Consider the following 21,105-nt stretch of genomic DNA (forward strand, 5'->3'; position numbering starts at 1 on the left):
TTAGGATGAGCAATGTAATATATTTCAAATGATCGATGAAATTGGTAATGGAATTTCTTCGGATGGAGGGCGGCTCGGGCAATGGATAGGAAGCATCCAGGCCCGCTGCGGCAATCTGGCTGCCAGCGAAGCGAAGGTCGTGGCTCTGCTGCTCGCCGATCCCTTGTTCGTCGGCGCGAGCACAAGCGCGCAAGTTGCGGCTCGTGCGGGCGTTTCGCCACCGAGCGTCGTCCGCGCCGCGCGTGCCATCGGGTTCACCGGGTTCACCGAACTCAAGATCGAGATCGCTCGCGCCCGCGGCACGACCCGGTTCTTCGCGCCGCCTGAAGTTCTCGGTGCGGACGCGACGTCCGCCACGGTGCTCGAAACGTCCATCCGCGCAGGCACCGACGCACTGGCCGCGCTCGCCGGGGCCGTCGAACTCCCTGCTGTCGACGAGGCGGTCCGCGCCATCCAGTCGGCGCGCCAGGTCATCGCGTACGGCACCGGCCCGTCGGCAACCGTCGCCGCCGATGCAGTCTTCCGCCTGCGAGCAGTCGGCGTGACGAGCATCGGCATCCCCGACCACCTGTCGGCGATGATCGCGACGCGCCTGCTCGGGCCTGGCGATGTCGTCATCGCCGTGAGTTCGACGGGACGCACGCCGGCCACGCTCGCCATCGCCGATGCGGCTTCCTCGGCCGGGGCGTCGCTCATCGCCATCACCAACCAGTACGGCACACCGCTGGCCACGCTCGCGGACGTTGCGCTGGTCGTCGGCGGCGCGCCGCTGCCGGCGCAGATGGCCGCGGCGGGGAGCCGGCTGGCGCAGCTCGTCGTGATCGATGCGCTGGTCGCGATGCTTGCGCTGCGCGACCCGGAGCGCAGCCGACGGGCAGAACGGGCGGGCATCGACCTGCCCGACATCTCCTGATGCATCCCGGCACGGTCGCGCTCGTGCTCGTCGCGGCGACAGCGCATGCGCTGTGGAACATCGCCTCGAAGTACAAGCGTGGCGAGACCTTCCTGTTCGTCTGGGCCTATACCTGCGCCTCGGCGCTGCTGTGCGTGCCGATCGGCATTGCCCTCATGGCCGAGGGGCAACAGGTGCTCGATTGGCGGCTCGTGGTGGGTTCTGCGGTCTCAGCGGCATTGCACATCGCGTACTCGCTCATCTTGCAGGCCGGCTACGACCGCGCGGAGCTCGGGGTGGTCTACTCGGTCGCCCGCGGCACGGGGCCCATGCTGACGATGCTGTTCGCTGTTCTCCTGTTGGGAGAACGGCTCACCACGGTCGCCATGCTCGGCGCGTTGGTGATCATCGCGGGCATCCTCGTCGTCGCGGGCAATCTGTTCAGAAGTGGCTCCCGCCGTCCGGTGCCGGGGATCCTCTGGGGGGCCGCGACAGGCGGCACCATCGCCGCATACACCCTCTGGGACAGCTACTCGGTCACCTCGTGGCACTTGGCGCCCGTGAGCTATTACGCAGGCACGCTGCTGCTCCAAGGCCTGATCCTGACACCCATCGCGCTGCTGCGGCGGCATCGGATCCCCGATGTCCTCCGTGCCGACGCTGTGCCGATCCTCATCGTGGCCGTGTTGTCCCCGCTCGCCTATATCCTCGTTCTCACCGCGATGCTGAGTGCGCCGGTGGCTTTGATCGCACCGCTGCGCGAGTCGTCCATCGTCATCGGCTCTTTCCTCGCGTGCTGGCTCTTTCGTGAGGACCATCTCGCACGGCGCGTTGTCGGGGGCGTGATCGTGCTGGCCGGGATCGCGGCGATCAGCCTTTGATGTTCATGCGGGGAGCCTCAGGGGCTAGCGCGATTGCGAATTGGGGTTTCGGCAGCAGGGGAGGGCCGCCGAGCTTGGCCTTCGTCGCGCGGAGAAAGAGTCCCTTGTCCTTACTTCAAAAAGCCTCGAGCGCCAGTGCGGTCACGCTCTCAGCACCTTCGACGATGCTGTCGCGGATGCCCGGCACCTTGTTCAGGATGTGCTCGGCATAGAAGCGCGCGGTGGCGATCTTCGCCAGCATGAAGTCGGTGTCGAAGCTGCGCGAGGCGAGGTCCTGCGCAATGATCAGCGAGCGCGCGAGCTGCCAGCCTGCCACGAGGTTGCCCGCGAGCATCAGGTAGGGCACGCTGCCCGAGAACACCGCGTTGGGCGATGCCTTGGTCTGCCCGGCCACGAAGTCGACCACGTCGATGAACGCAAGGCGCGCGGCCTTCAGGCGCTTGAGCACGGAAGCCGCCGCGGGGCTGTCGCTCTTGGCGAGTTCGGCCTCGGTCTTCTCTATTTGTGCCGCGATGGCCTTCGCAGTCTGGCCGCCGTCGCGTGCGGTCTTGCGGCCCACGAGGTCGTTGGCCTGGATGGCGGTGGTGCCTTCATAGATCGTCAGGATCTTGGCGTCGCGGTAGTACTGCGCCGCGCCGGTCTCCTCGATGAAGCCCATGCCGCCGTGCACCTGCACGCCCAGCGAGGCCACTTCCAGGCTCATCTCGGTGCTGTAGCCCTTGACCAGCGGCACCATGAATTCGTAGAAAGCCTGGTTCTGCTTGCGCGCATCCGCGTCGGGATGATGATGCGCGGCGTCATAGGCGGCAGCGGCCACGCTGGCCATCGCGCGGCAGCCTTCGGTGTAGGCGCGCATCGTCATCAGCATGCGCTTGACGTCGGGGTGATGAATGATGGGCGCGCTGGCATTGATGGAGCCATCGACCGGGCGGCTCTGCACGCGGTCTTTTGCATAGGCCACGGCGTGCTGGTAGGCACGCTCCGCAATCGCGATGCCCTGCATGCCCACCGCATAGCGGGCCGAGTTCATCATGATGAACATGTACTCGAGGCCACGGTTCTCCTGGCCCACCAGGTAGCCGATTGCACCGCCATGGTCGCCGTACTGCAGCACGGCGGTGGGCGAGGCCTTGATGCCCATCTTGTGCTCGATGCTCACGCAATGCACGTCGTTGCGTTCGCCGAGCGAGCCGTCCTTGTTCACGAGGAACTTGGGCACGACGAACAGGCTGATGCCCTTCACGCCCTCGGGCGCACCGGTCACGCGGGCCAGCACGAGGTGCACGATGTTCTCGGCCATGTCGTGCTCACCGTAGGTGATGAAGATCTTGGTGCCGAACACCTTGTAGGTGCCATCGGGCTGCGGCTCGGCGCGGCTGCGCACCATGGCGAGGTCGCTGCCGGCCTGCGGCTCGGTGAGGTTCATCGTGCCGGTCCACTGGCCGCTCACGATCTTCTCGAGATAGGTGGCCTTGAGCTCGTCGGAACCGGCCGTGAGCAGCGCCTCGATGGCGCCGTCGCTCAGCAGCGGGCACAGCGCGAAGCTCATGTTGGCCGAGTTGAGCATTTCGCCGCACGCCGCGCCGATGGTCTTGGGCAGGCCCTGGCCGCCGAAGTCCGCCGGATGCTGCAGCCCCTGCCAGCCGCCCGCCACGTACTGCGCGAAGGCTTCCTTGAAGCCCGGCGTGGTGGTGACGGCACCGTCCTTGAACGACGAGGGATTGCGGTCGCCCGGCACGTTCAGCGGCGCGATCAGGTCCTGGTTGAAGCGCGCGCACTCTTCGAGCACGGCCTGTGCGGTTTCGAGGCCGGCATCCTCGAAGCCCGGCAGCTTCGCGATCTCGCCGATGTTGGCCAGGTGTTCGATGTCGAACAGCATGTCTTTCAGGGGTGCTATGTAACCCATCTCTATCTTGCTTTTGCAGCAACTCCAAAGTAATCGGGAAATGTGGCCGGGCCGCATAGGGGGCAGCAGCCAGGCGGCAAGAGGCCGCTCGGTATGAATCTGAAGGACTAGCCTTGCTTGTCCATCTTTTCGTGTGCATCCACGAGCTGCGCCAGCAGCTTCATGAAGACGGCGCGATCCTCTGGCGACAACGGCTCGATCAACAGCTCCTGCGATCGGTGGATGCTTTCCTGCAGGTCGTTGATCAGGTTCAGGCCGTCCTTGGTGATCACCGAAAGTCTTGACCGCCGGTCGTCCGGATTGACGCGCGTTTCGACGAGCCCCTTGTCGCCAAGGCGTTTGAGCACTTCCGCCGTCGTCGTTCGATCCAGGGAAAGCTCCCGGCCGATGGCCTTCTGATCAAGCCAGGGGTTCATGGAAAGTGCCGTCAACATGCCGACCTGCAGCGGCGTGATGCTCTCGGACTTGCACAGATCGAAGAAGATCGCCTGGCCGATCTGGGTCAATCGACGAATCAGGAAGCCCGGGCGACGCCACATCACTTCGCGCAGCGGATTGAAAGGCTCGGGGCCCTGAGGTTTTGCCGCCTCTGCTACGCCACCTGTCTTCTTCTGAGCGGGGGAACGCTTCGTCATCATCTCGAGATCGCCGATAGTCAGCCGGCGAGTGTACCGGCTGCCCTGTGTGTGAATGGATAGCCAATCGCGCCTCCACTGCTACGACAGGTCGATTTTCAGATGCTCGCCGAGCTGGCGATGGAACCCGTCCTCATCGTCCCAAGGGATCATGTGGCCGGCGCCCTGCACCCGACACTGCACCAGGCCTGGCGCGAGTGCTTCGATCTCCGTCAGGTCTTCCGCAAGCACCACGCCGCCTCGTCCCGCCGTCATGAGAAGCCCGGGCGTCTGCAGCTTGGCCAGGTCGGCGTGGATGTCGTCGCTGTGAAAACCGGCATGCGCCTGCACGATGGCCTCCTCGCTGCAGGTGTGCAGCCACTCGGCCCGCAGTTGCAGCTGTTCGTCCGTCCAGGTCGGCGCGTAGGGGCGAAGCTCCTCGGCCGTCACGCCCTCGATGGCCATCCGGATCGATTCCACATACCAAGGCAGCGGCACCGGATAAGGCCGGCGGCCAGGACCGGAGACGGGGGGGTCGACCAGCAGCAGCCTGTCGATGCGACGGGTGTCGCGCGCGGCTGCGCGAATCGCCACGCGCGCGCCCATCGAATGACCCAGCAGCGTCACGGACGACCAACCCTGAACCTCCAGCAGCGCGAGCACGTCGGTCGCCATGGCATCGAGGCTCGCGTCCATGCCGGGCGCGCTGGAGGACAAGCCGCGCCCGCGAAAGTCCAGAACATGGACGTCGAAGTGGCGAGCCAGCCGCTCGGCAACGAAGCCCCAGGTGATCGCGGGGCTCGTGATGCCGGGCAGCAGGAGCATGCGCGGGCCGCGCCCGCCATAGCGCAGCAGGTGCAGCCGTACCCCATTCGCGCGTACGTGATAGCCATGAAGAAGGAAACTCATTGCGACTCCGAGCTGTTCCATGCACAGTCGCTCTCGCTCCAGGCCGGTGTTGAAAATTGCATCGATGAAAAATCCTGCCATTGCGCCGGGGCTTGCGGCACCCGGCGTGGCCTGTCTCAAGGCCGCGGCGGTCTTCCCAACCAGCCGCGGATGCGGTTCCAGAGCACGCTCCACATCATTGCGGCCATGGAGACAGTCGTCTGCGGCTCACCGGCCGACACCGTCTGCCCGCCCAGCCTGCGGGTGATCTGCTTGCCGAAGTCCGCCACCATGCGGCGCACGAAATCCTTCACCAGGCCGGAGCGGGAGAATTGCGCGAGCGGGCCCTGCAGCGCGTAGATCATGTCCACGTGCACCCGGGTGTTATCGGTCGACAGCGCCTCCAGCCGATAGCTGATGTCGCCCTGGGTGCGCGATTTGCTCAGGCTGTCCTGCCCTGCCCCCGAAGGACGGCACGCTTGGCCGCGTCGTCGCGCTCCAGCCGCGCCGCGCCGGCGAAGGCCGCCGACATCGGGCCGAACTTGATGGCGATGGTGCCCTTGACTCTTTCGCCCTCGTGCGAGTCGATGGTCGCGCCCGGCAGGCACGAAGCCACCGCAGGCAGGTCGCCCATGAATTCCCACACCCGATCGAGCGGATAAGGCACGTCGAAATGGACTTCGATCGCGTTGCCCTTCGCCTTGGCCTTGGCCATCGCGACCGGATCGACTTCCGCCATGTCCGCCGCAGCGGACGGTTCGGATGCGGCCGGCTTCCCGGTCGATGAAGTGGATGTCGAAGTGGATGACGGGGTGGCCGATCCGGCCTGCGCCGCCGCGGCGACACGCTTCATCGTGACCGAGCGCGGCGCGCTCAATCGTTGCCGCAGTTGCTCGAACTGCGCGTCGGGGCTGATGCGCTGTTGCTGAAGGACGTCCAGGATGGCGTCCACGATGCCCTGGTACCCGGTGCAACGGCACAGGTTCCCGGACAGCTCAAGACGCACGCACGCTTCATCGGCTTCGGGCAGGCGAAGCACGATGTCGCGCGCCGTGGTGAGCATCCCCGGCGTGCAGAAGCCGCACTGCAGTGCATGGTGGCGCGTGAATGCCTGCCGCAGCCGCTGCATCACCGCATCGTTTTCGTAGCCTTCGATGGTGGTGACCTCGCGGCCTTCGCACGCCACGGCGAACGTGATGCACGAGCGCGTGGGCTGGCCGTCGACGAGCACCGTGCAGGCGCCGCAGACGCCATGTTCGCAGCCGAGATGCGTTCCTGTCAGGTGCAGTTCGTCGCGCAGGAAGTCGCCAAGATGCATCCTCGGCTCGGCCTGTCGGCTGAAGCTGCGGCCGTTCACTTGAATGGAAATCGGGTCCAAGTCTTTTTACTCCACTTGTCTGATGTCGGCAAAGATGCCGGACTGATCGAGTGCGCGCTCCAGGCAAGCCGTGAAGAGCTTGCGGTCGATGGCGTCGCGTTCGGGGAGTGCGGTTTGCACGGCTGCTCGCAGTGCCTCGCGCCCCGCCGCGCCCGTGCCCTTGAGCGCGATCTCGGCCGCCAGCGAATGCAGCAGCAGGGGAGGGCCGTCGGCGGCTCCCAGGACGATTCGCGCTCGCTTGCGCGAAGCATCGAAATAGACCGCCGCACTGGCCTCTGCAAATTCGCCCGGCTTGCGGCAGACCTTGTGGTAGCCCCAACGCGTCGTGTGAGTCTGCGAAGGCACCGCGACGGAGACGATGAGTTCATCGGACTCGAGCATGGTCGTGTAGGCGCCGAGCATGAACGCGTCGGCCTCGACCGTGCGTTCGCCTCGCGGCGACCTGACCGTCACGCGTGCGCCGAGTGCCGCGAAGGTTACGACCCAGTCGGCCGCGGGATCGGCATGCGCCAGGCTGCCGCCGACGGTACCTCGAGTGCGGATCGCGCGATAGGCGATTCCGCGAGCAACTTGGCGCATGGGATGTTCCGCCAGCGGCGCATGCACGCCGTCCTCTATCTCGGCGTGGGTGACGGCAGCACCGATCTCGATCCAGTCGGCCTTGCGGCTCACCGTCCGAAGGTCGGGAATGTGTGCGACGTCGACCACCTGTGCGGGCCGCGCCAGCCTCAGGTTGAGCATCGGTCCGAGCGACTGGCTGCCGCTCATTGCCTTTGTGGCGCCTGCGCCGGCGGCCAGCGCTGCGATCGCCTCATCCACTTCGAGGACGCGCGCGTATGCGAATTTCGGCGCTTTCATCGAGCGTGCTCCTGTTGGCTCTTCGCGCCTTCCAGCGCCGTGAGCAGGCGGCGTGGCGTCAACGGCGTCATCAGCACTTCGGCGGCGCCCGTGCCGCGCAGGGCGTCGTTCACGGCATTGAAGATCACTGCCGGCGGCGCGATCGCGCCGCCTTCGCCCACGCCCTTGGCACCGAATTCGGTGTGCGGCGAAGGCGTCTCGAAGTGTTCTATGCGGATGCGCGGCACTTCCGTGGCGCCGGGCAGGATGTAGTCCGCCAGGGTGGAAGCCAGCGGCTGGCCCTGTTCGTCGTACGGGCTCTCCTCGTACATCGCGGTGCCGATGCCCTGTGCGATGCCGCCGATGGTCTGCCCTTCCACAATCATCGGATTGACCATGGTTCCGCAGTCTTCGACGACGACGTAGTCGAGGATCTCGACTTCGCCGGTCTCGGTATCGACGGCCACCACCACCGCATGTGTCGCATACGTGAAGGTGCCGGTATCGACGTTGGGCTTGTACGCACGAGACACCTCCAGGCCACCGAGATGAACGTCGGCAGGCAGGTCCTGCGGCGTGAGGTACCAAGCGCCTCCGACTTCCGACAGGGGGATCGACTTGTCGCCGGCCACGGCGCGTCCTTCGATCAATGCGACGGTTGGCGCATCCACGCCCATGAGGTAGCCCGCGATCGACTGGATGCGAGGCAGGAGCTCCTTGCACGCGACCGAGATGGCCCCTCCGGACATGACCGTGGCGCGCGAGGCGTAGGTGCCCGAGGAGAACGGGGTGAGCGCGGTGTCGCCATGCACCACCCGAATCCTGGCCACCGGGATGCCGAGCACGTCGTTGGCGATCTGCGCGAAGCTGGTCTCCATGCCCTGGCCGTGTGAGTGCACGCCGACACGCACTTCGAGTCCACCGTCGGCGGTCATCCTGACCACTGCCTGGTCGAAGCCGGGCACCACCGGCAGGCCCCAGTTGGCGAACACCGTAGTGCCGTGGGCGGACTGCTCGGTATAGGTGGCCGTGCCGAAGCCGATGAGGCGGCCGTCCGGCTCGCCGCGTGCCTGGCGCTCGCGTACCGCGTCCAGTCCGATCATCTCCACGGCGCGCCGCAGGCTTGCGGGGAAGTCGCCGCTGTCGAAGTGCTTGTTGGCCACGTTGACATAGGGCATGGCGGCGGCTGGTACGAGATTCTCCATTCGCACTTCCCAGGGCTCGCGTCCCACTGCACGCGCCACTGCATCCATGAGCAGCTCGATCGCGAAGCAGACACCGGTGCGCGCGACGCCGCGATAGGCCATGAACCCGGGCTTGTTGGTTGCGACGCAGAGGGTCTCGCACCGATAGCCTCGAAAGCTGTAGGGGCCGGGCAGGTTGCCGATCGCCTGCCCGGGCTCCAGGCCGACGAAGAAGGGATAGTAGGAATAGGCGCCGCCGTCGATGGTGATGACGGCATCCAGCGCCAGCAGCTTTCCGGTGCGGTCCGCATAGGCGGTGAGCCGATAGTGATGCTGCCGCGTATTGGCACCGACGATCAGGTGCTCGCGCCGGTCCTCGAGGTAACGGAACGGCGTGCGGTACGTCTTGGCGAGCCAGGCAACGCACAGGTCTTCAGGGTAGAGCTGCCCCTTGTAGCCGAAGGCGCCGCCGACGTCTGGCGACACGACGCGCACGGCTTCCTCGTTCATCGAGAGGTGCTGGGCGATTCCCACGCGCAGCAGATGCGGAACCTGCGTCGCGCTGACGACCACGAGTTGATCGGTCTGGAAGTCCCAGTAGGCGAGCACCGACTTGCCCTCCAGCGGCACGATGCACTGGCGCGACAGCTCGACCGTGCGGCTGACCTTCACCTCGGCCTTCGCGGCAAGCTCCTCGAAGTCGCGGTTGGCGCGCAGCGTGAGAAACACGTTGTCCTTCCAATCGGGATGCATGAACTCTCCCGTGGCTGCGAGAGCGGATTCGGCGCTGTGATAGACGGGCAGCTCGTCATACGAGACCTGCACGTCCTCCAACAGGTCTTCCGCCATGGCGCGCGTCGGCGCAACCGCCATCGCGATGGCCTCGCCGACGTGACGGACCTTGCCGGAGGCCAGTGGAGGCAATGCCGAGTACTGGTAGGTGGGCAGCGAAGACGGCGAGCCGATGTCTGCCGCGTCGGGCATCATCTCCCGCAGGAACACCTTCCCGGCCAGCGCCTCAGGAATCTCGACGCCTGTGACGACGGCATGGGCCAGCGAGCTGCGCAGGAACGCGACCTCCTGGAGCCCCGGCAGCACGAAGTCGCCCACGAAGTTGCCCTTGCCGACCAGATGGCGCGCGTCTTCCTTGCGAGGCACCCGGGCGCCGATGCCTTCGCGCTTCAACAGCCGTGCAGGAATGTCTGCTTGGTCCATGCGTTTCCTTCTCCTTCCGATTTCCATGTGCCGGGCTGCACCGGATGTGCAGCATCGAACACGCGAGATATGAACCGGCCGAATCGATCAAGCCCATTCATCACGGCCACGCTCCCCTGCGAAGGGACGGCCTCGAAGCTTCTTCGCAGGCGGTTCGGCGCGTGGATCGAGACGCCGGCTCGCATGCGCGGCACCTCGGTCCAAAGTGTGATCCGGTCAACAGGCATTGCCGATTAAGTCAGTTAACTTGCATAAGTGTAAGAGCCATTTGATTGCGTGGAAAGATGTTTCGCTGAAGCCCGGCATAGGGAGCGGAAGTTCTCACGATCATGGTGCATTTCTCCAATGAAAATGCGCCATATCGAGGCGAATTCGCAGATTTCTAAAGTCCATCTTGGGGCATCGGAATTCCGTAGAAACCCGAACAAAAAACACGAGACAAATCGATATTTATGTCAGTACACTGACTACTTTCGATGCTCAAGATCGACAGGATGGAATCATGGAATGGATCAAGGTCGCTTCAGCGCAAGAGCTGAGTAACGACGAAGCGAAGACCGTCAATGTCGCGGGCCAGGGTGTCGCGCTCTTTCGTATCGACGGCGAGTTCTTTGCCACGGACAGCATGTGCACGCATGCCACTGCGCTGCTCTCGGAAGGCTATGTGGAGGACGGCTGCGTGGAATGCCCGCTGCACCAGGGCCGCTTCGACATTCGTACGGGCAAGGCGATGTGCACGCCGGTTACCGTGGATCTGCGCACCCATCCCGTCAAGCGGGAAGGCGACGACATCTATGTGTTGTCGCCCGAAGCCAAATGACGTCGCCCGGCGTTCTCATCATCGGCGCGGGCCAGGCGGGCGCAGTTGCGGCACGTGCGCTGCGCGAACTGGGCTTTCGCGGCGGCATCACGATGGTGGGGCGGGAGCGCCACAAGCCGTATGAGCGGCCGCCGTTGTCGAAGGCCGTTCTGGTGGCAGCGCAAGAGCCCTGTCTCGATGTTCTCGCGCAGGAGGTCTGGGCACTCGGCGACATCGACTTGCTGAGAGGCAGCGAGGTGGTGGGCCTGGATGTCTCGAGGCGGCAGGTCCGCCTTGCCGGAGGCCAGATGCTCGCCTACGACACGTGCCTTCTTGCCACGGGTGGGGAGGCGAACACGCTGACATCGGCTCCAGCTGGCCATCCGCACGTGCACTACGTGCGCACGCTGGACGATGCGCGCAGGCTGCGCGCCGCCCTCCATGGCAAACCGCAAGTCGCCATTCTGGGTGGCGGCTTCCTCGGCCTCGAGATCGCTCACGCTGCGATATCGATAGGCGCGGCGGTGACAGTGCTCGAGCGCGCGACATCCTTGCTCGATCGCTTCCTGCCGCCAGAGGCGTCGACGTGGCTCGAATCCGGGCTGCGCGAGGCCGGTGTACGGCTGCTTCTCGGGACCTTTCTCGGCGGCATCCACTCGATGCCTGGCGGTCGCATGCGGCTGGTCACCGATGCGGGCGATCTGGAGGTGGATGAAGTCGTCGTCGCCATCGGCCTCTCGCCCAATGATTCGCTGGCCCGCGATGCGGGCTTGGCGATTGCGGCGGGCGGCGGCGTCCTGGTCGACGCGCAATGCCGCACCAGCGACGAGCGCGTCTTCGCATGCGGCGACTGCACCAGCCAGCAGCGCCCCGGACAGACGGCGCCCGCGCGACTGGAGTCGTGGCAGAACGCCAACGACCAAGCACGCACCGCCGCAGCAGCCATGCTCGGCGTGCCCATTCCCGCGCCAGCGGTGCCCTGGTTCTGGACCGACCAGGGCAAACACAACATCCAGATGCTCGGAATGCCGGCGCCGGGTCTGGACTACCTGTGTCGAGGCGATCCGGCCTCCGGCAAGGCGCTGTGGATCGGCCATCGGGGCGGTGTTCCGCTTCATGGCGTTGCCCTGAATGCGGGCGCCGATCTGCGCGCCATTCGTCCGCTCTTCGAAAAGGGGCTGCCCGTGCAGCTCGACGACTTCCCGCTGAACGCCACCAACCTGCGCGCCTGGGCCAGGCAGATGCAGGCCGGCGCCGCTGCCACCGTTTAACCACCTCTCAGAGCCAAGGAGCTTTCCATGTATCAATCGCAGGCGGTCATCGGCATCACCAATGCCCGAAAGAACCCGCCCCTGGAGCAGTGCGTCTGGCCCGCCGACGCGCTCAACAACATCCCCGACTGGGTGTACACCAGCCAAGCCATCTATGACCAGGAGATCGAGCGCATCTTCCGCGGGGACACCTGGAACTTCGTCGCCCTGGAAGCCGAAATTCCGAACCCTGGCGACTACAAGCGCGGCTATGTAGGTGCCACCGCGGTAGTGATTGTTCGCGCGGAAGACAACACGATCTCCGTCTTCGAGAACCGCTGCGCCCACCGCGGTGCCGAATTCTGCCGCTCCAGCCACGGCAACGCCAAGGAGTTCGTCTGCCCCTACCACCAGTGGTCGTACGACCTCAAGGGCAATTTGCAGGGCGTTCCGTTCAAGCGCGGAATCAACAAGATCGGCGGCATGCCGCCGGACTTCAAGAACGCGGAGCACGGTACCCGCCAGTTGCGCGTGGCGACGCGTAACGGCGTGGTGTTCGCCACCTACTCCGACAACACTCCGCCGCTGGAAGAGTACATGACCAAGGAGATCGTCGAGGAGTTCGACGTTCCCTTCTCGGGCAAGAAGCTCAGGATCCTGGGCTACTGCCGCAACGAGCTTCCGTGCAACTGGAAGATGTACCACGAGAACCTCAAGGATCCGTACCACGCGACGCTGCTGCACTCGTTCCTTGTGGTGTTCGGCCTTCTCGTGCCGGGCATCAAGTCGATCGTCTTCGCGGACAAGGAACATGGTCGACACGGCTACATGGCGTCGTCCAAGCCCGACCAGGTCTATGCCACTGTCGCCGCCGACGACAAGGCGCAGATGCGGTCGTTCAGCGACAACCTCCGGCTGCGCGACGAGCGGTTCCTCGACTACGTGCGCGAGTTCGACTCACCCTGGTCCGCCAACATGATGACCATGTGGCCGAACCTGATCGTGCAGCGCCAGATGAACACGATGGGTGTGCGCCAGATCATCCCGAATGGCCCGAACAGCATGGTGATGCAGTGGACCATGTTCGGCTATGAGGACGACACGCCGGAGATGACGCGGCACCGCCTCCGCCAGGGCAACCTGATGGGGCCGTCGGGCTTCCTCGGCCTCGAGGACAACGAGGCGCTGAAGTTCGTGCAGGAGGGCATCCGCAATTCGTCCACGGACAACAACGTCGTCAAGCTCGATGCCGGCCATCAGGGCACGGCACGCAACCTGATCTCGGAGTCGTGCATCCGGTCGCTCTACGAGTACTACCGGGCCGTCATGGGCATCCGTGTCGCGGAGAACGCAGCATGAAGGAGCAACTCGCCTACGCCAGGTCCGTGGTGCTGCCCCTTCGCGCGGCCGAACTGCGCGCCGAGATCGACTCTTTTCATGTCGAGTACTGCGCCGCGCTCGACGCCAACGACGTCGAGCGTTGGCCCGAGTTCTTCAGCAAGGAAGCGACTTACCGGATCACCTCGCGCCAGAACGCGCTACTGAACATGCCGGTGGGACTCGTGTACTGCGAGGGCCTGGACATGATCACCGACCGCGCGCTCGCCGTGGCGCACTCGCAGATGTTCGCGCCCCGGCACATGCTGCATGTCCTGGGCATTACGCGGGTGCTGCGGGAGACGGGTGACACGATCAGCTCGCAGACCCCCTTCATCCTGATGCAGACCCTCGTCGAGGGGCCTTCCACCGTGCATCTCGCGGGCATCTACCACGACCGTTTCGTGCGCGAAGGCGCAAGGCTGCTCATCGCCAGCCGCGAAGTGGTGCACGACACCGAGATTCTTGACACAGCCCTGGCCTACCCGGTCTGAACCCGATGAGGACAATGATGAATCGAACTCCCAAGATCGCGCTCGAAGAGCACTTCTCCGCCCCCGGCTTCGATGCGTACTCCGCCAAGTACACGCGCGCGCTGCCCGTCGACTTCGTGGCCCGGCTCGACGCCAGGCTGAGCGACTTCGACGACCGGCGCCTCGCCGAGATGGATGCCGGCAACATCGAATACGCCGTGCTGTCGCAGACGATGCCCGGCGTACAGGCCGAGGTGGACGGCACCACCGCCGTGCGGCGCGCACGCGAGAACAACGAGTTCCTCGCCGAGCGCGTGGCGCGCCATCCACAGCGCTTCGGCGCCTTTGCCCACGTGGCGCTGCAGGATCCGACCGAGGCTGCGCGAGAGCTGGAGCGCACGGTCGTCGAGCACGGCTTCAAGGGTGCCATGATCAATGGCCACACCCTGGGGCGCTATTACGAGGGCAGCGAATTCGACGTGTTCTGGGAGCGCGCGCAGGCGCTCGGCGTGCCGATCTACCTGCACCCCAACGCGTTCAGCCAGCCACCGGCGCTGCTCGAAGGCATGCCGGTGCTCCAGGGAGCTGCCTGGGGATGGGGCGTGGAAACGGCAGGGCACGCCTTGCGCCTGCTGTTCGGCGGGGTGTTCGACCGCTTCCCGCGACTGACCTTGCTGCTGGGCCACATGGGCGAGGCCCTGCCGTATCAACGCTGGCGCATCGACAGCCGCTTCGCCGCGTATCCCTCGGGCATCAAGCTGGCCCGCAAGCCCAGCGAGTACATCGGCAGCAACATCCTGATCACGACATCCGGCGTGTGTTCCGCGCCGGCACTGCTTGGCGCCATCGGTGAGCTCGGCGCGCAGGCCGTGCTCTTCTCCGTGGACTATCCCTACGAGTCCACCGCCGAGGCCTGCACCTTCATCGAGCAGGCGCCGCTCGATGAGCAAACCCGTGCGCAAGTCTGCTACGGCAATGCCCGCCGGATCTTCAAGCTGGGCAGCCCGCAAGACCTTGCGCTCCTGCAGATCTGACACTTTCAAACAAAGGACGAAAAATGCCAGTCAGCGATTATCAAATGGTCAAGGCCTGGGACGAGGTCCTGAAGCTAAGCAAGGTGGAGCGCGGCCAGAAGGTCTCGATCCTGTGCGGTCCCCACACCCATCCGCAGACGCTTCAGACCGCGACGATTGCAGCCCAGGCCGCGGGCGCGGTCGTCACCAGAATCGAGCTGCAGCCCATCAACGCCGAGAAGGCCCCTAGCCGGGACCTGATGAACTACCTGGGCGAGACGCCGCTCACCAACAATCCGGTTGCGCTCGCGGCGATGAAGAACAGCGACATCGTGCTGGACCTGATGCTGCTGCTCTTCTCGCCCGAGCAGATGGAGATCCTCGAGTCGGGAACGAAGATTCTCCTGGCGGTTGAGCCACCCGAGGTGCTGGTGCGGGCCGTGCCCACCGAGGCCGATCGCCAACGTGTGCTGGCGGCGTCCAGGCTGCTGAAGTCGGCCAGAAAAATGCATGTGACGTCGCCGGCTGGCACGGACGTGACTTTCAAGCTCGGCGATTTTCCGACCATCTCCGAGTACGGCTTCTGCGAAGAGCCTGGGCGCTGGGACCATTGGCCGAGTGGCTTCCTCTTCACCTTCGCCAACGAGGGCGGCAGCGACGGCACCATCGTGATCGACCGCGGCGACATCCTGCTGCCGCAGAAGAACTACGTCTCGGACAAGATCACCATGCATCTGCGCGAAGGCTTCGTGCGCGGCATCGAGGGTGACATCGACGCCGCCTTGCTGCGCGAATTCATGGAAGCGTACAAGGACCCCGAGGCCTACGCCATCGCGCACATCGGCTGGGGAATGCAGCCGCGCTGCTACTGGCACACGCTGTCGCTGGTGGACCGCGAAGCCACTTCCGGGCAGGACGCACGCGCGTTCGAAGGCAACTTCCTGTTCTCGCTGGGCCCGAACAACGAAGCCGGAGGGCCGCGCACCACGCCTTGCCACCTCGACATTCCCTTGCGCAACTGCACGGTGAAGCTTGACGATGTCGTCGTGGTTCGCGACGGCAAGGTCATCGACGAGGCCTTCCAATGAGCGCTGATCCGGACATCTACCAGAAGCAGGGCTTCGGCAATGCCGTCGCGCCGAAGGCGCCGTACGGCCTGCTGATCATCGACTTCGTCAACGGATTCGCCGATCCGCTCACGTTCGGCGGCGGCAACATCGAGCCGGCCATCGAATGCACGCGCGGCCTGCTGGCCGCCGCGCGCGAGCGCGGATGGCCGGTCGCCCACACGCGGGTCGTGTACCAGGACGATGGAGCCGACGCCAACATCTTCGCGCTCAAGGTGCCGCCGATCCTCGCCCTGCGGGAGGACGCGCCGCAAAGCCAGATCGTCCCGCAGCTACGGCCCCGCAGCGGCGAACTGGTGCTGCGCAAGATCCATCCCTCGGCCTTCTTCGGCACTTCGCTGGCTTCCTGGTTGTCCCAGCGCGGCGTGCAGACCTTGCTGATCGCGGGATGCACCACCAGCGGGTGCGTCCGTGCCAGCGTGGTTGACGCAATGTGCCACGGCTTTCGCCCTCTCGTCGTCACGGACTGCGTGGGCGACCGGTCGCTTCAGGCGCACGAGGCCAATCTGTTCGACATGGAACAGAAGTACGCGACCCTGATGCCCCGCGACGCCGCCCTGCAGGCGACCGAAGCGGTGCAGCCCCACGGCGCCCAGGCCTGAAGCCAAGCCTCGCCCCACGATTCCCGATCCACCTCTCGTCAAAACCCGGGCGCATGCCCCGCCAGCGACCCTACCTGGAGAAGAAGATGACCCTCAAACTCATTGCCGCGATGGCGGTCTCACTCGCGACGCTCGCCTTCCAAAGCCGCGCCGACGTCGTCAAGGTGGGTGTGATCGCACCCATGTCCGGACCGTTCTCCGCGGTGGGGCAGACCTGGGAGGGCGCGACCAAGGCCTATCAGAAGCTGAACGGCACCACTGCGGGCGGACACACGATCGAGGTCATCTACCGCGACCTGCCGGACATCAATCCCGCGCAGGCCAAGGCATTGGCCCAGGAGCTCATCATCAAGGAAGGCGCCCAGTACATCGCCGGCCTGTATTTCACGCCCGATACGTTGGCTGTCGCCGCACTCGCACAGGAGGCGAAGGTGCCCGTCGTGATCTTCAATGCGTCGACCTCGTCGCTTCTCGAGAAGTCTGATTACCTGCTGCGCACCTCGTACACACTGCCGCAGATGGCGGTGCCGGTGGCCAAGTACGCGCTCGAGAAGAACGTGAGGAACGTCGTGTCGCTGGTCAGCGATTTCGGCCCCGGCCTCGACGCCGAGAAGGCCTTCAACACCGCTTTCGTCGCCGGCGGCGGCAAGCTGCTCGAAGCAATCCGTGCGCCGCTGAAGACGACGGACTTCGGCCCCCTGATGCAGCGCGTGAAGGCGCTCAAGCCCGATGCGCTCTACGTCTTCGGTCCGGGGGGGCCGGCCACCTACGCGATGGTCAAGGCCTACAACGAAGCGGGGTTGAGGGCCGCGGGCGTGCGCTTCCTGGGCACGGGCGAGACGGATGAAGACCAACTGCGCGCGATCGGCCCCGAGCTGCTGGGAATCGAGACCGGCATGTTCTATTCGGCGACACACAACTCGCCGCTGAGCAATGCCGCCGTCAAGGCCCTGGCCGAAGTGGCACCCAAGGCCATCCCGACCGTCCAGCTCGCGAATGCGTACGACGGCCTGCATGTGATCTATCACATGGTCAAGGCGACCGATGGCAAGCGCGACGGGCTCAAGGCCATTGCCGCCGCCAAGGGCTTTTCCTGGGAAAGCCCGCGTGGCCCGGTGAAGATCGACCCCGCCTCCCGCGAGTTCGTGCAGAACGTCTACATGCGGGTGGTCGAGAAGGATGCGGCCGGGCGCTTCGTCAATCGCGAGTTCCGCACCTTCGAGATGCAGCCCGACTACGGCCGCATCCAGAACGCAACCAAGTAGGAAGAGGCTGCAGCATGTCCGTTGCGCTTCTCAGCAGCATCCTGGTCGACGGGATCACGTACGCCATGATCCTGTTCATGATCACCGTGGGCCTGTCGATGACCATGGGCCTGATGCGGGTGGTGAATCTGGCCCATGGCGCCTTCGCGATGCTCGGCGGCTTTCTCGCGGCCAGCATTCCGCAGCGCCTGGGCGTGCCCATCGGGCTGGGTTTCATTCTGGCGATCGCCATCGTGGCCCTGGTGGCGGTGCTTTTCGAGCGCATCCTGCTGCGCCGTTTCTACCGGCGCGACGATCTCGACCAGATGCTCGTGACCATCGGCCTGATGTTCGTCGCGACGGCGGCGGTCAACCTGATGTTCGGATCGTCGGTGACATCCGTCGCGCTTCCCGAGGCATTCGGCGGCTCTGTGGACCTGGGGTTTCGCTCCATTCCCCGGCACCGGCTCATCGTCGTCGCCTGCGGGCTCGTGGTCGTCGGCGTCCTGTGGCTGAGCGTGGACCGGTCTTCCTTCGGCATCCGGGTGCGCGCCGCGGTCGACAACGCGCCGATCGCCCGGGCCATCGGCATCGACACGACCAGGATCTATGCGGCCACCTTCGCGATCGGTGCCGCGCTCGCGGCGCTGGGCGGCATCGCCGGTGCAGAGATGCTGCCGATGGAGCCGACCTACGCCTCCAAGTACCTCGTGATCCTCCTGGCCGTCGTCGCCGTGGGAGGCAACGGAAATCTGTTCGGCTCTTTCTTCGCAGCGTTGCTGCTAGGCATCGTGGAGACCTCGATGAAATACATGGTTCCGCAGCTCGCATCGGCTGCCTTTTTCCTGACGATGATCATCGTCTTGCTGGTCCGCCCGCAGGGGCTGTTCGGGAGGCAGGCATGAGCGCGGTGATTCCACCCATGGCAATGGCTGCGCCGGCGCGCTTGCGCCCGTGGAAGCAGTTGCGCGCCGAGATCGTGCTGATGCTCGCGGGGCTGCTGGCTTTCGCGCTGTTCCCGCAGGACCTCGGATTGCTGACCAACATGGCCACGATGTCGATCTTTGCACTGTCGCTGAGCCTCGTGCTCGGACAGGCGGGCATCGCGACCCTGGGCCAGGCCGCGCTGTACGGCACCGGCGCTTATGTCGCGGGCTGGACCGCGCTGTACCTGACGACCGATCCCATCGCCGGGCTACTGCTCGGCGGCCTGGGCGGAGGGCTGATCGCGCTGCTGAGCGGTGCCGTCATGCTGCGCTCGATCAAGCTCACGCTGGTGATGCTCACCATCGCCGTGGCGCAGCTGCTGCTCGAGCTCGCCAACTGGGCCAGGTGGCTCACCGGCGGCGACGACGGACTTGCCGGCTTCGAGGTCGCGCCGCTGTTCGGCATCTGGGAGTTCAACTTCATGGGCCACACCGGCTATTTCTACGCGCTCGGCGCGCTGGTGCTGGTGTACTTCCTGGTGCGCAACCTGGTCGAGTCGCCCTTCGGCCTGACGGCCAGGGCCATACGGCAGGATCCGGGGCGCGTCCAGGCGCTGGGCGGGCGCGTGTACCTGCACCTGCTGGCCGTCTACACCGTGGGCGGCGTCGTGGCGGGGCTCGCGGGCGCACTGACGGCACAGACCAGCAAGGTGGCCAATCTCTCCATGCTGGACTTCACGACGTCCGCGGGTGTGGTGGTCATGATCGTGCTGGGCGGCACGCGCCGCCTGGCGGGGGCGGTGCTCGGCACCGTCGCGTACATGACCATCCACCACATCGCGTCGACCTTGAACCCGTATCACTGGCTGTTCGTCATCGGGTCGATGTTGATCGTCGTGCTCATCGTTCTGCCGGAAGGCCTGATCGGGCTTCTTGACCGGGCCGTGGCATTCGCCAGGCGGCCGGGCCGCAGCGGGGGAGGCCGATGACCCACCGGTTGCAAACCCAGAATCTCTGCCATTCCTTCGGAGGCCTGGCGGTCACGCAGAACGTCACGCTGTCCCTACCGCAGGGTGCGCGCACGGCGCTGATCGGTCCCAACGGGGCCGGCAAGACGACGCTGGTCAACCTGCTGAGTGGAGCGATGCGCCCGCAGTCGGGCGACATCCGGCTGGACGGCCGCTCGATCGTCCAGCTGCCGCAGTACGCACGCGTGCGCAGCGGCATCGTCCGCACGTTCCAGATCAGCCGCCTGTTCAAGGACCTCACCGTGGCGGAGAACGTCAGGGTCGCGGTGCTGCAGCGGCTGCGGGCCTCGATGCAGTGGTGGCCCTCGCAGGCGCGTTCGGCGCGCGTTCGCGACGAGGTTCACGAGACGCTCGGCATGCTGGGCCTGCATCCCTACGCGAACCGGGTGGTGGGACACCTCGCGCTCGGTGAGCAGCGGCTTGCGGAGATCGCTCTGGCGCTCGCGATGAAGCCGCAGGTGCTGCTGCTGGACGAGCCCGGCGCGGGTGTGCCGCAAGGAGAAGGCGGCCGCATCATGGACGCCATCGAGAGCCTGCCGAAGGAACTGTCCGTGCTGCTCATCGAGCACGACATGGACCTGGTGTTCCGCTTCGCCTCGCACATCATCGTGCTCGTTGCCGGTGCGGTGATGGTCGAGGGCACGCCGCAGGAGGTCGCCGCCAACGAACAAGTCAAGCAAATCTACTTCGGACGAGACGGCCATGCCCAAGCTCCCTATTGAACTCCGGTTCGACGATGTCACGACCGGCTACGGCGGCGTGCCGGTCGTCGAGCATCTCAGCTTCAGCGTGCGCGAAGGCGAGCGTCTGGGCCTCATCGGGCGCAACGGCGCCGGCAAGACCACCACGCTGGCAACCGCGATCGGCCTGGCCGACCTGATGCAGGGTCGTATCCACTTCGGCGGCAACGACATCGGCGGGGCTACCACGTATGCGCGCGCACGGGCAGGGCTCGGCTACGTGCCGCAGAGCCGCGACATCTTTCCTTCGCTGACGGTGGAGGAGAACCTGCTGTCGGGCCTGCAGGGACGCTCGGCCGGCGTGGCCCTGCCGCCGGTCTATGCACTGTTCCCGCGGCTCAAGGAGCGGCGGCGCAACGGTGGCACGCAGCTGTCGGGCGGCGAGCAGCAGATGCTGTCCGTGGCACGGGCACTCGTCGGCCAGCCGCGCATACTGCTGCTCGACGAGCCGCTGGAGGGCCTCGCTCCGATGGTGCGAGAGGAACTGATGGACGCCATCGTCCGGATGAGCGACCAGCTCGGAGTCGGCTGCGTCCTCGTGGAGCAGCACGTCGACGTCGTTCTCGACTTCTCCACGAACGTCATCGTGCTGGAGCGGGGCGTCGCCGCTTATTCCGGCTCCGCGTCGGCCCTGCGCGAAGAAGAGGACCTTCTGAACCGAACCATCGGCATCCAGAAATGCTGAAGCCGATGCATGCGAGTGCCGAGGCAAGCAGCTGCCTCTTCAGGGA

At 65.6% G+C, this 21,105-nt stretch carries 19 protein-coding genes and 1 pseudogene; 14 read left to right on the forward strand and 6 right to left on the reverse strand.

The window, feature by feature from the left end; translation table 11 throughout:
* Positions 1-28: 28 nt before the first annotated feature.
* Together AC1VNX_RS06030 and AC1VNX_RS06035 are read left to right on the forward strand one after the other, a co-directional pair.
* The gene (locus tag AC1VNX_RS06030; RefSeq protein ID WP_483155897.1) at positions 29-913 is read left to right on the forward strand and encodes a MurR/RpiR family transcriptional regulator; all 885 of its coding nucleotides are present in this window, start codon (positions 29-31) and stop codon (positions 911-913) included.
* The gene (locus AC1VNX_RS06035) at positions 913-1,773 is read left to right on the forward strand and encodes an EamA family transporter (protein WP_483155898.1); all 861 of its coding nucleotides are present in this window, start codon (positions 913-915) and stop codon (positions 1,771-1,773) included. Before AC1VNX_RS06030 ends, AC1VNX_RS06035 begins: the two co-directional genes overlap by 1 nt.
* Positions 1,774-1,888: 115 nt before the next feature.
* Here AC1VNX_RS06035 and AC1VNX_RS06040 read toward each other — a convergent pair whose 3' ends face one another.
* The 6 genes and pseudogenes from AC1VNX_RS06040 to AC1VNX_RS06065 all read right to left on the reverse strand — a co-directional run bounded on the left by AC1VNX_RS06040 (position 1,889) and on the right by AC1VNX_RS06065 (position 9,795).
* Positions 1,889-3,679: an acyl-CoA dehydrogenase gene (locus AC1VNX_RS06040; RefSeq protein WP_483155899.1), complete on the reverse strand. Its 1,791-nt coding sequence runs from the start codon at positions 3,677-3,679 to the stop codon at positions 1,889-1,891.
* 107 nt (positions 3,680-3,786) lie between these two features.
* Entirely contained in the window at positions 3,787-4,317 is a 531-nt protein-coding gene (locus AC1VNX_RS06045) for a MarR family winged helix-turn-helix transcriptional regulator (protein WP_184605474.1), read from the reverse strand.
* A gap of 78 nt (positions 4,318-4,395) precedes the next feature.
* Positions 4,396-5,202: an alpha/beta fold hydrolase gene (locus AC1VNX_RS06050; RefSeq protein WP_483155900.1), complete on the reverse strand. Its 807-nt coding sequence runs from the start codon at positions 5,200-5,202 to the stop codon at positions 4,396-4,398.
* Positions 5,203-5,318: 116 nt separating this feature from the next.
* A pseudogene (locus AC1VNX_RS06055) lies at positions 5,319-6,559 on the reverse strand (xanthine dehydrogenase family Fe-S subunit).
* A 6-nt stretch (positions 6,560-6,565) separates the two neighbouring features.
* Positions 6,566-7,417: an FAD binding domain-containing protein gene (locus AC1VNX_RS06060; protein ID WP_483155901.1), complete on the reverse strand. Its 852-nt coding sequence runs from the start codon at positions 7,415-7,417 to the stop codon at positions 6,566-6,568.
* The gene (locus AC1VNX_RS06065; protein WP_483155902.1) at positions 7,414-9,795 is read right to left on the reverse strand and encodes a xanthine dehydrogenase family protein molybdopterin-binding subunit; all 2,382 of its coding nucleotides are present in this window, start codon (positions 9,793-9,795) and stop codon (positions 7,414-7,416) included. The genes AC1VNX_RS06060 and AC1VNX_RS06065 overlap by 4 nt, the downstream gene beginning before the upstream one ends.
* A 502-nt stretch (positions 9,796-10,297) precedes the next feature.
* Between AC1VNX_RS06065 and AC1VNX_RS06070 the strand changes: the two genes are divergently transcribed.
* The 12 genes from AC1VNX_RS06070 to AC1VNX_RS06125 all read left to right on the forward strand — a co-directional run bounded on the left by AC1VNX_RS06070 (position 10,298) and on the right by AC1VNX_RS06125 (position 21,059).
* The gene (locus AC1VNX_RS06070; RefSeq protein ID WP_184605470.1) at positions 10,298-10,615 is read left to right on the forward strand and encodes a non-heme iron oxygenase ferredoxin subunit; all 318 of its coding nucleotides are present in this window, start codon (positions 10,298-10,300) and stop codon (positions 10,613-10,615) included.
* Positions 10,612-11,865: an NAD(P)/FAD-dependent oxidoreductase gene (locus AC1VNX_RS06075; protein ID WP_483155903.1), complete on the forward strand. Its 1,254-nt coding sequence runs from the start codon at positions 10,612-10,614 to the stop codon at positions 11,863-11,865. Before AC1VNX_RS06070 ends, AC1VNX_RS06075 begins: the two co-directional genes overlap by 4 nt.
* 27 nt (positions 11,866-11,892) lie before the next feature.
* Positions 11,893-13,203 carry an aromatic ring-hydroxylating oxygenase subunit alpha gene (locus AC1VNX_RS06080; RefSeq protein WP_483155904.1) on the forward strand — a complete coding sequence of 437 codons (1,311 nt, stop codon included), beginning with the start codon at positions 11,893-11,895 and terminating at the stop codon, positions 13,201-13,203.
* Complete coding sequence (locus tag AC1VNX_RS06085; RefSeq protein WP_285414313.1) at positions 13,200-13,715, forward strand: aromatic-ring-hydroxylating dioxygenase subunit beta; 516 nt, start codon at positions 13,200-13,202, stop codon at positions 13,713-13,715. Before AC1VNX_RS06080 ends, AC1VNX_RS06085 begins: the two co-directional genes overlap by 4 nt.
* A gap of 17 nt (positions 13,716-13,732) precedes the next feature.
* A complete protein-coding gene (locus tag AC1VNX_RS06090) occupies positions 13,733-14,728 on the forward strand; it encodes an amidohydrolase family protein (RefSeq protein WP_285414314.1) in 996 nt (331 codons plus the stop codon).
* A 23-nt stretch (positions 14,729-14,751) separates the two neighbouring features.
* Positions 14,752-15,795 carry a 2,5-dihydroxypyridine 5,6-dioxygenase NicX family protein gene (locus AC1VNX_RS06095; protein WP_483155905.1) on the forward strand — a complete coding sequence of 348 codons (1,044 nt, stop codon included), beginning with the start codon at positions 14,752-14,754 and terminating at the stop codon, positions 15,793-15,795.
* Positions 15,792-16,436, forward strand: coding sequence for an isochorismatase family protein (locus AC1VNX_RS06100; RefSeq protein WP_483155906.1), 645 nt, complete (start codon positions 15,792-15,794; stop codon positions 16,434-16,436). The genes AC1VNX_RS06095 and AC1VNX_RS06100 overlap by 4 nt, the downstream gene beginning before the upstream one ends.
* A gap of 86 nt (positions 16,437-16,522) precedes the next feature.
* Entirely contained in the window at positions 16,523-17,701 is a 1,179-nt protein-coding gene (locus tag AC1VNX_RS06105) for an ABC transporter substrate-binding protein (protein WP_483155907.1), read from the forward strand.
* 14 nt (positions 17,702-17,715) lie between these two features.
* Complete coding sequence (locus AC1VNX_RS06110) at positions 17,716-18,585, forward strand: branched-chain amino acid ABC transporter permease (RefSeq protein WP_184605462.1); 870 nt, start codon at positions 17,716-17,718, stop codon at positions 18,583-18,585.
* Complete coding sequence (locus AC1VNX_RS06115; RefSeq protein WP_483155908.1) at positions 18,582-19,595, forward strand: branched-chain amino acid ABC transporter permease; 1,014 nt, start codon at positions 18,582-18,584, stop codon at positions 19,593-19,595. Before AC1VNX_RS06110 ends, AC1VNX_RS06115 begins: the two co-directional genes overlap by 4 nt.
* Positions 19,592-20,356, forward strand: a complete 765-nt coding sequence (locus tag AC1VNX_RS06120) for an ABC transporter ATP-binding protein (protein WP_285414323.1) — start codon at positions 19,592-19,594, stop codon at positions 20,354-20,356. Before AC1VNX_RS06115 ends, AC1VNX_RS06120 begins: the two co-directional genes overlap by 4 nt.
* Positions 20,337-21,059, forward strand: a complete 723-nt coding sequence (locus AC1VNX_RS06125) for an ABC transporter ATP-binding protein (RefSeq protein ID WP_184605459.1) — start codon at positions 20,337-20,339, stop codon at positions 21,057-21,059. Before AC1VNX_RS06120 ends, AC1VNX_RS06125 begins: the two co-directional genes overlap by 20 nt.
* The last annotated feature ends 46 nt before the right edge of the window (positions 21,060-21,105 follow it).

The sequence above is a fragment of the Variovorax sp. TLI9-5A genome (genome assembly GCF_056867935.1).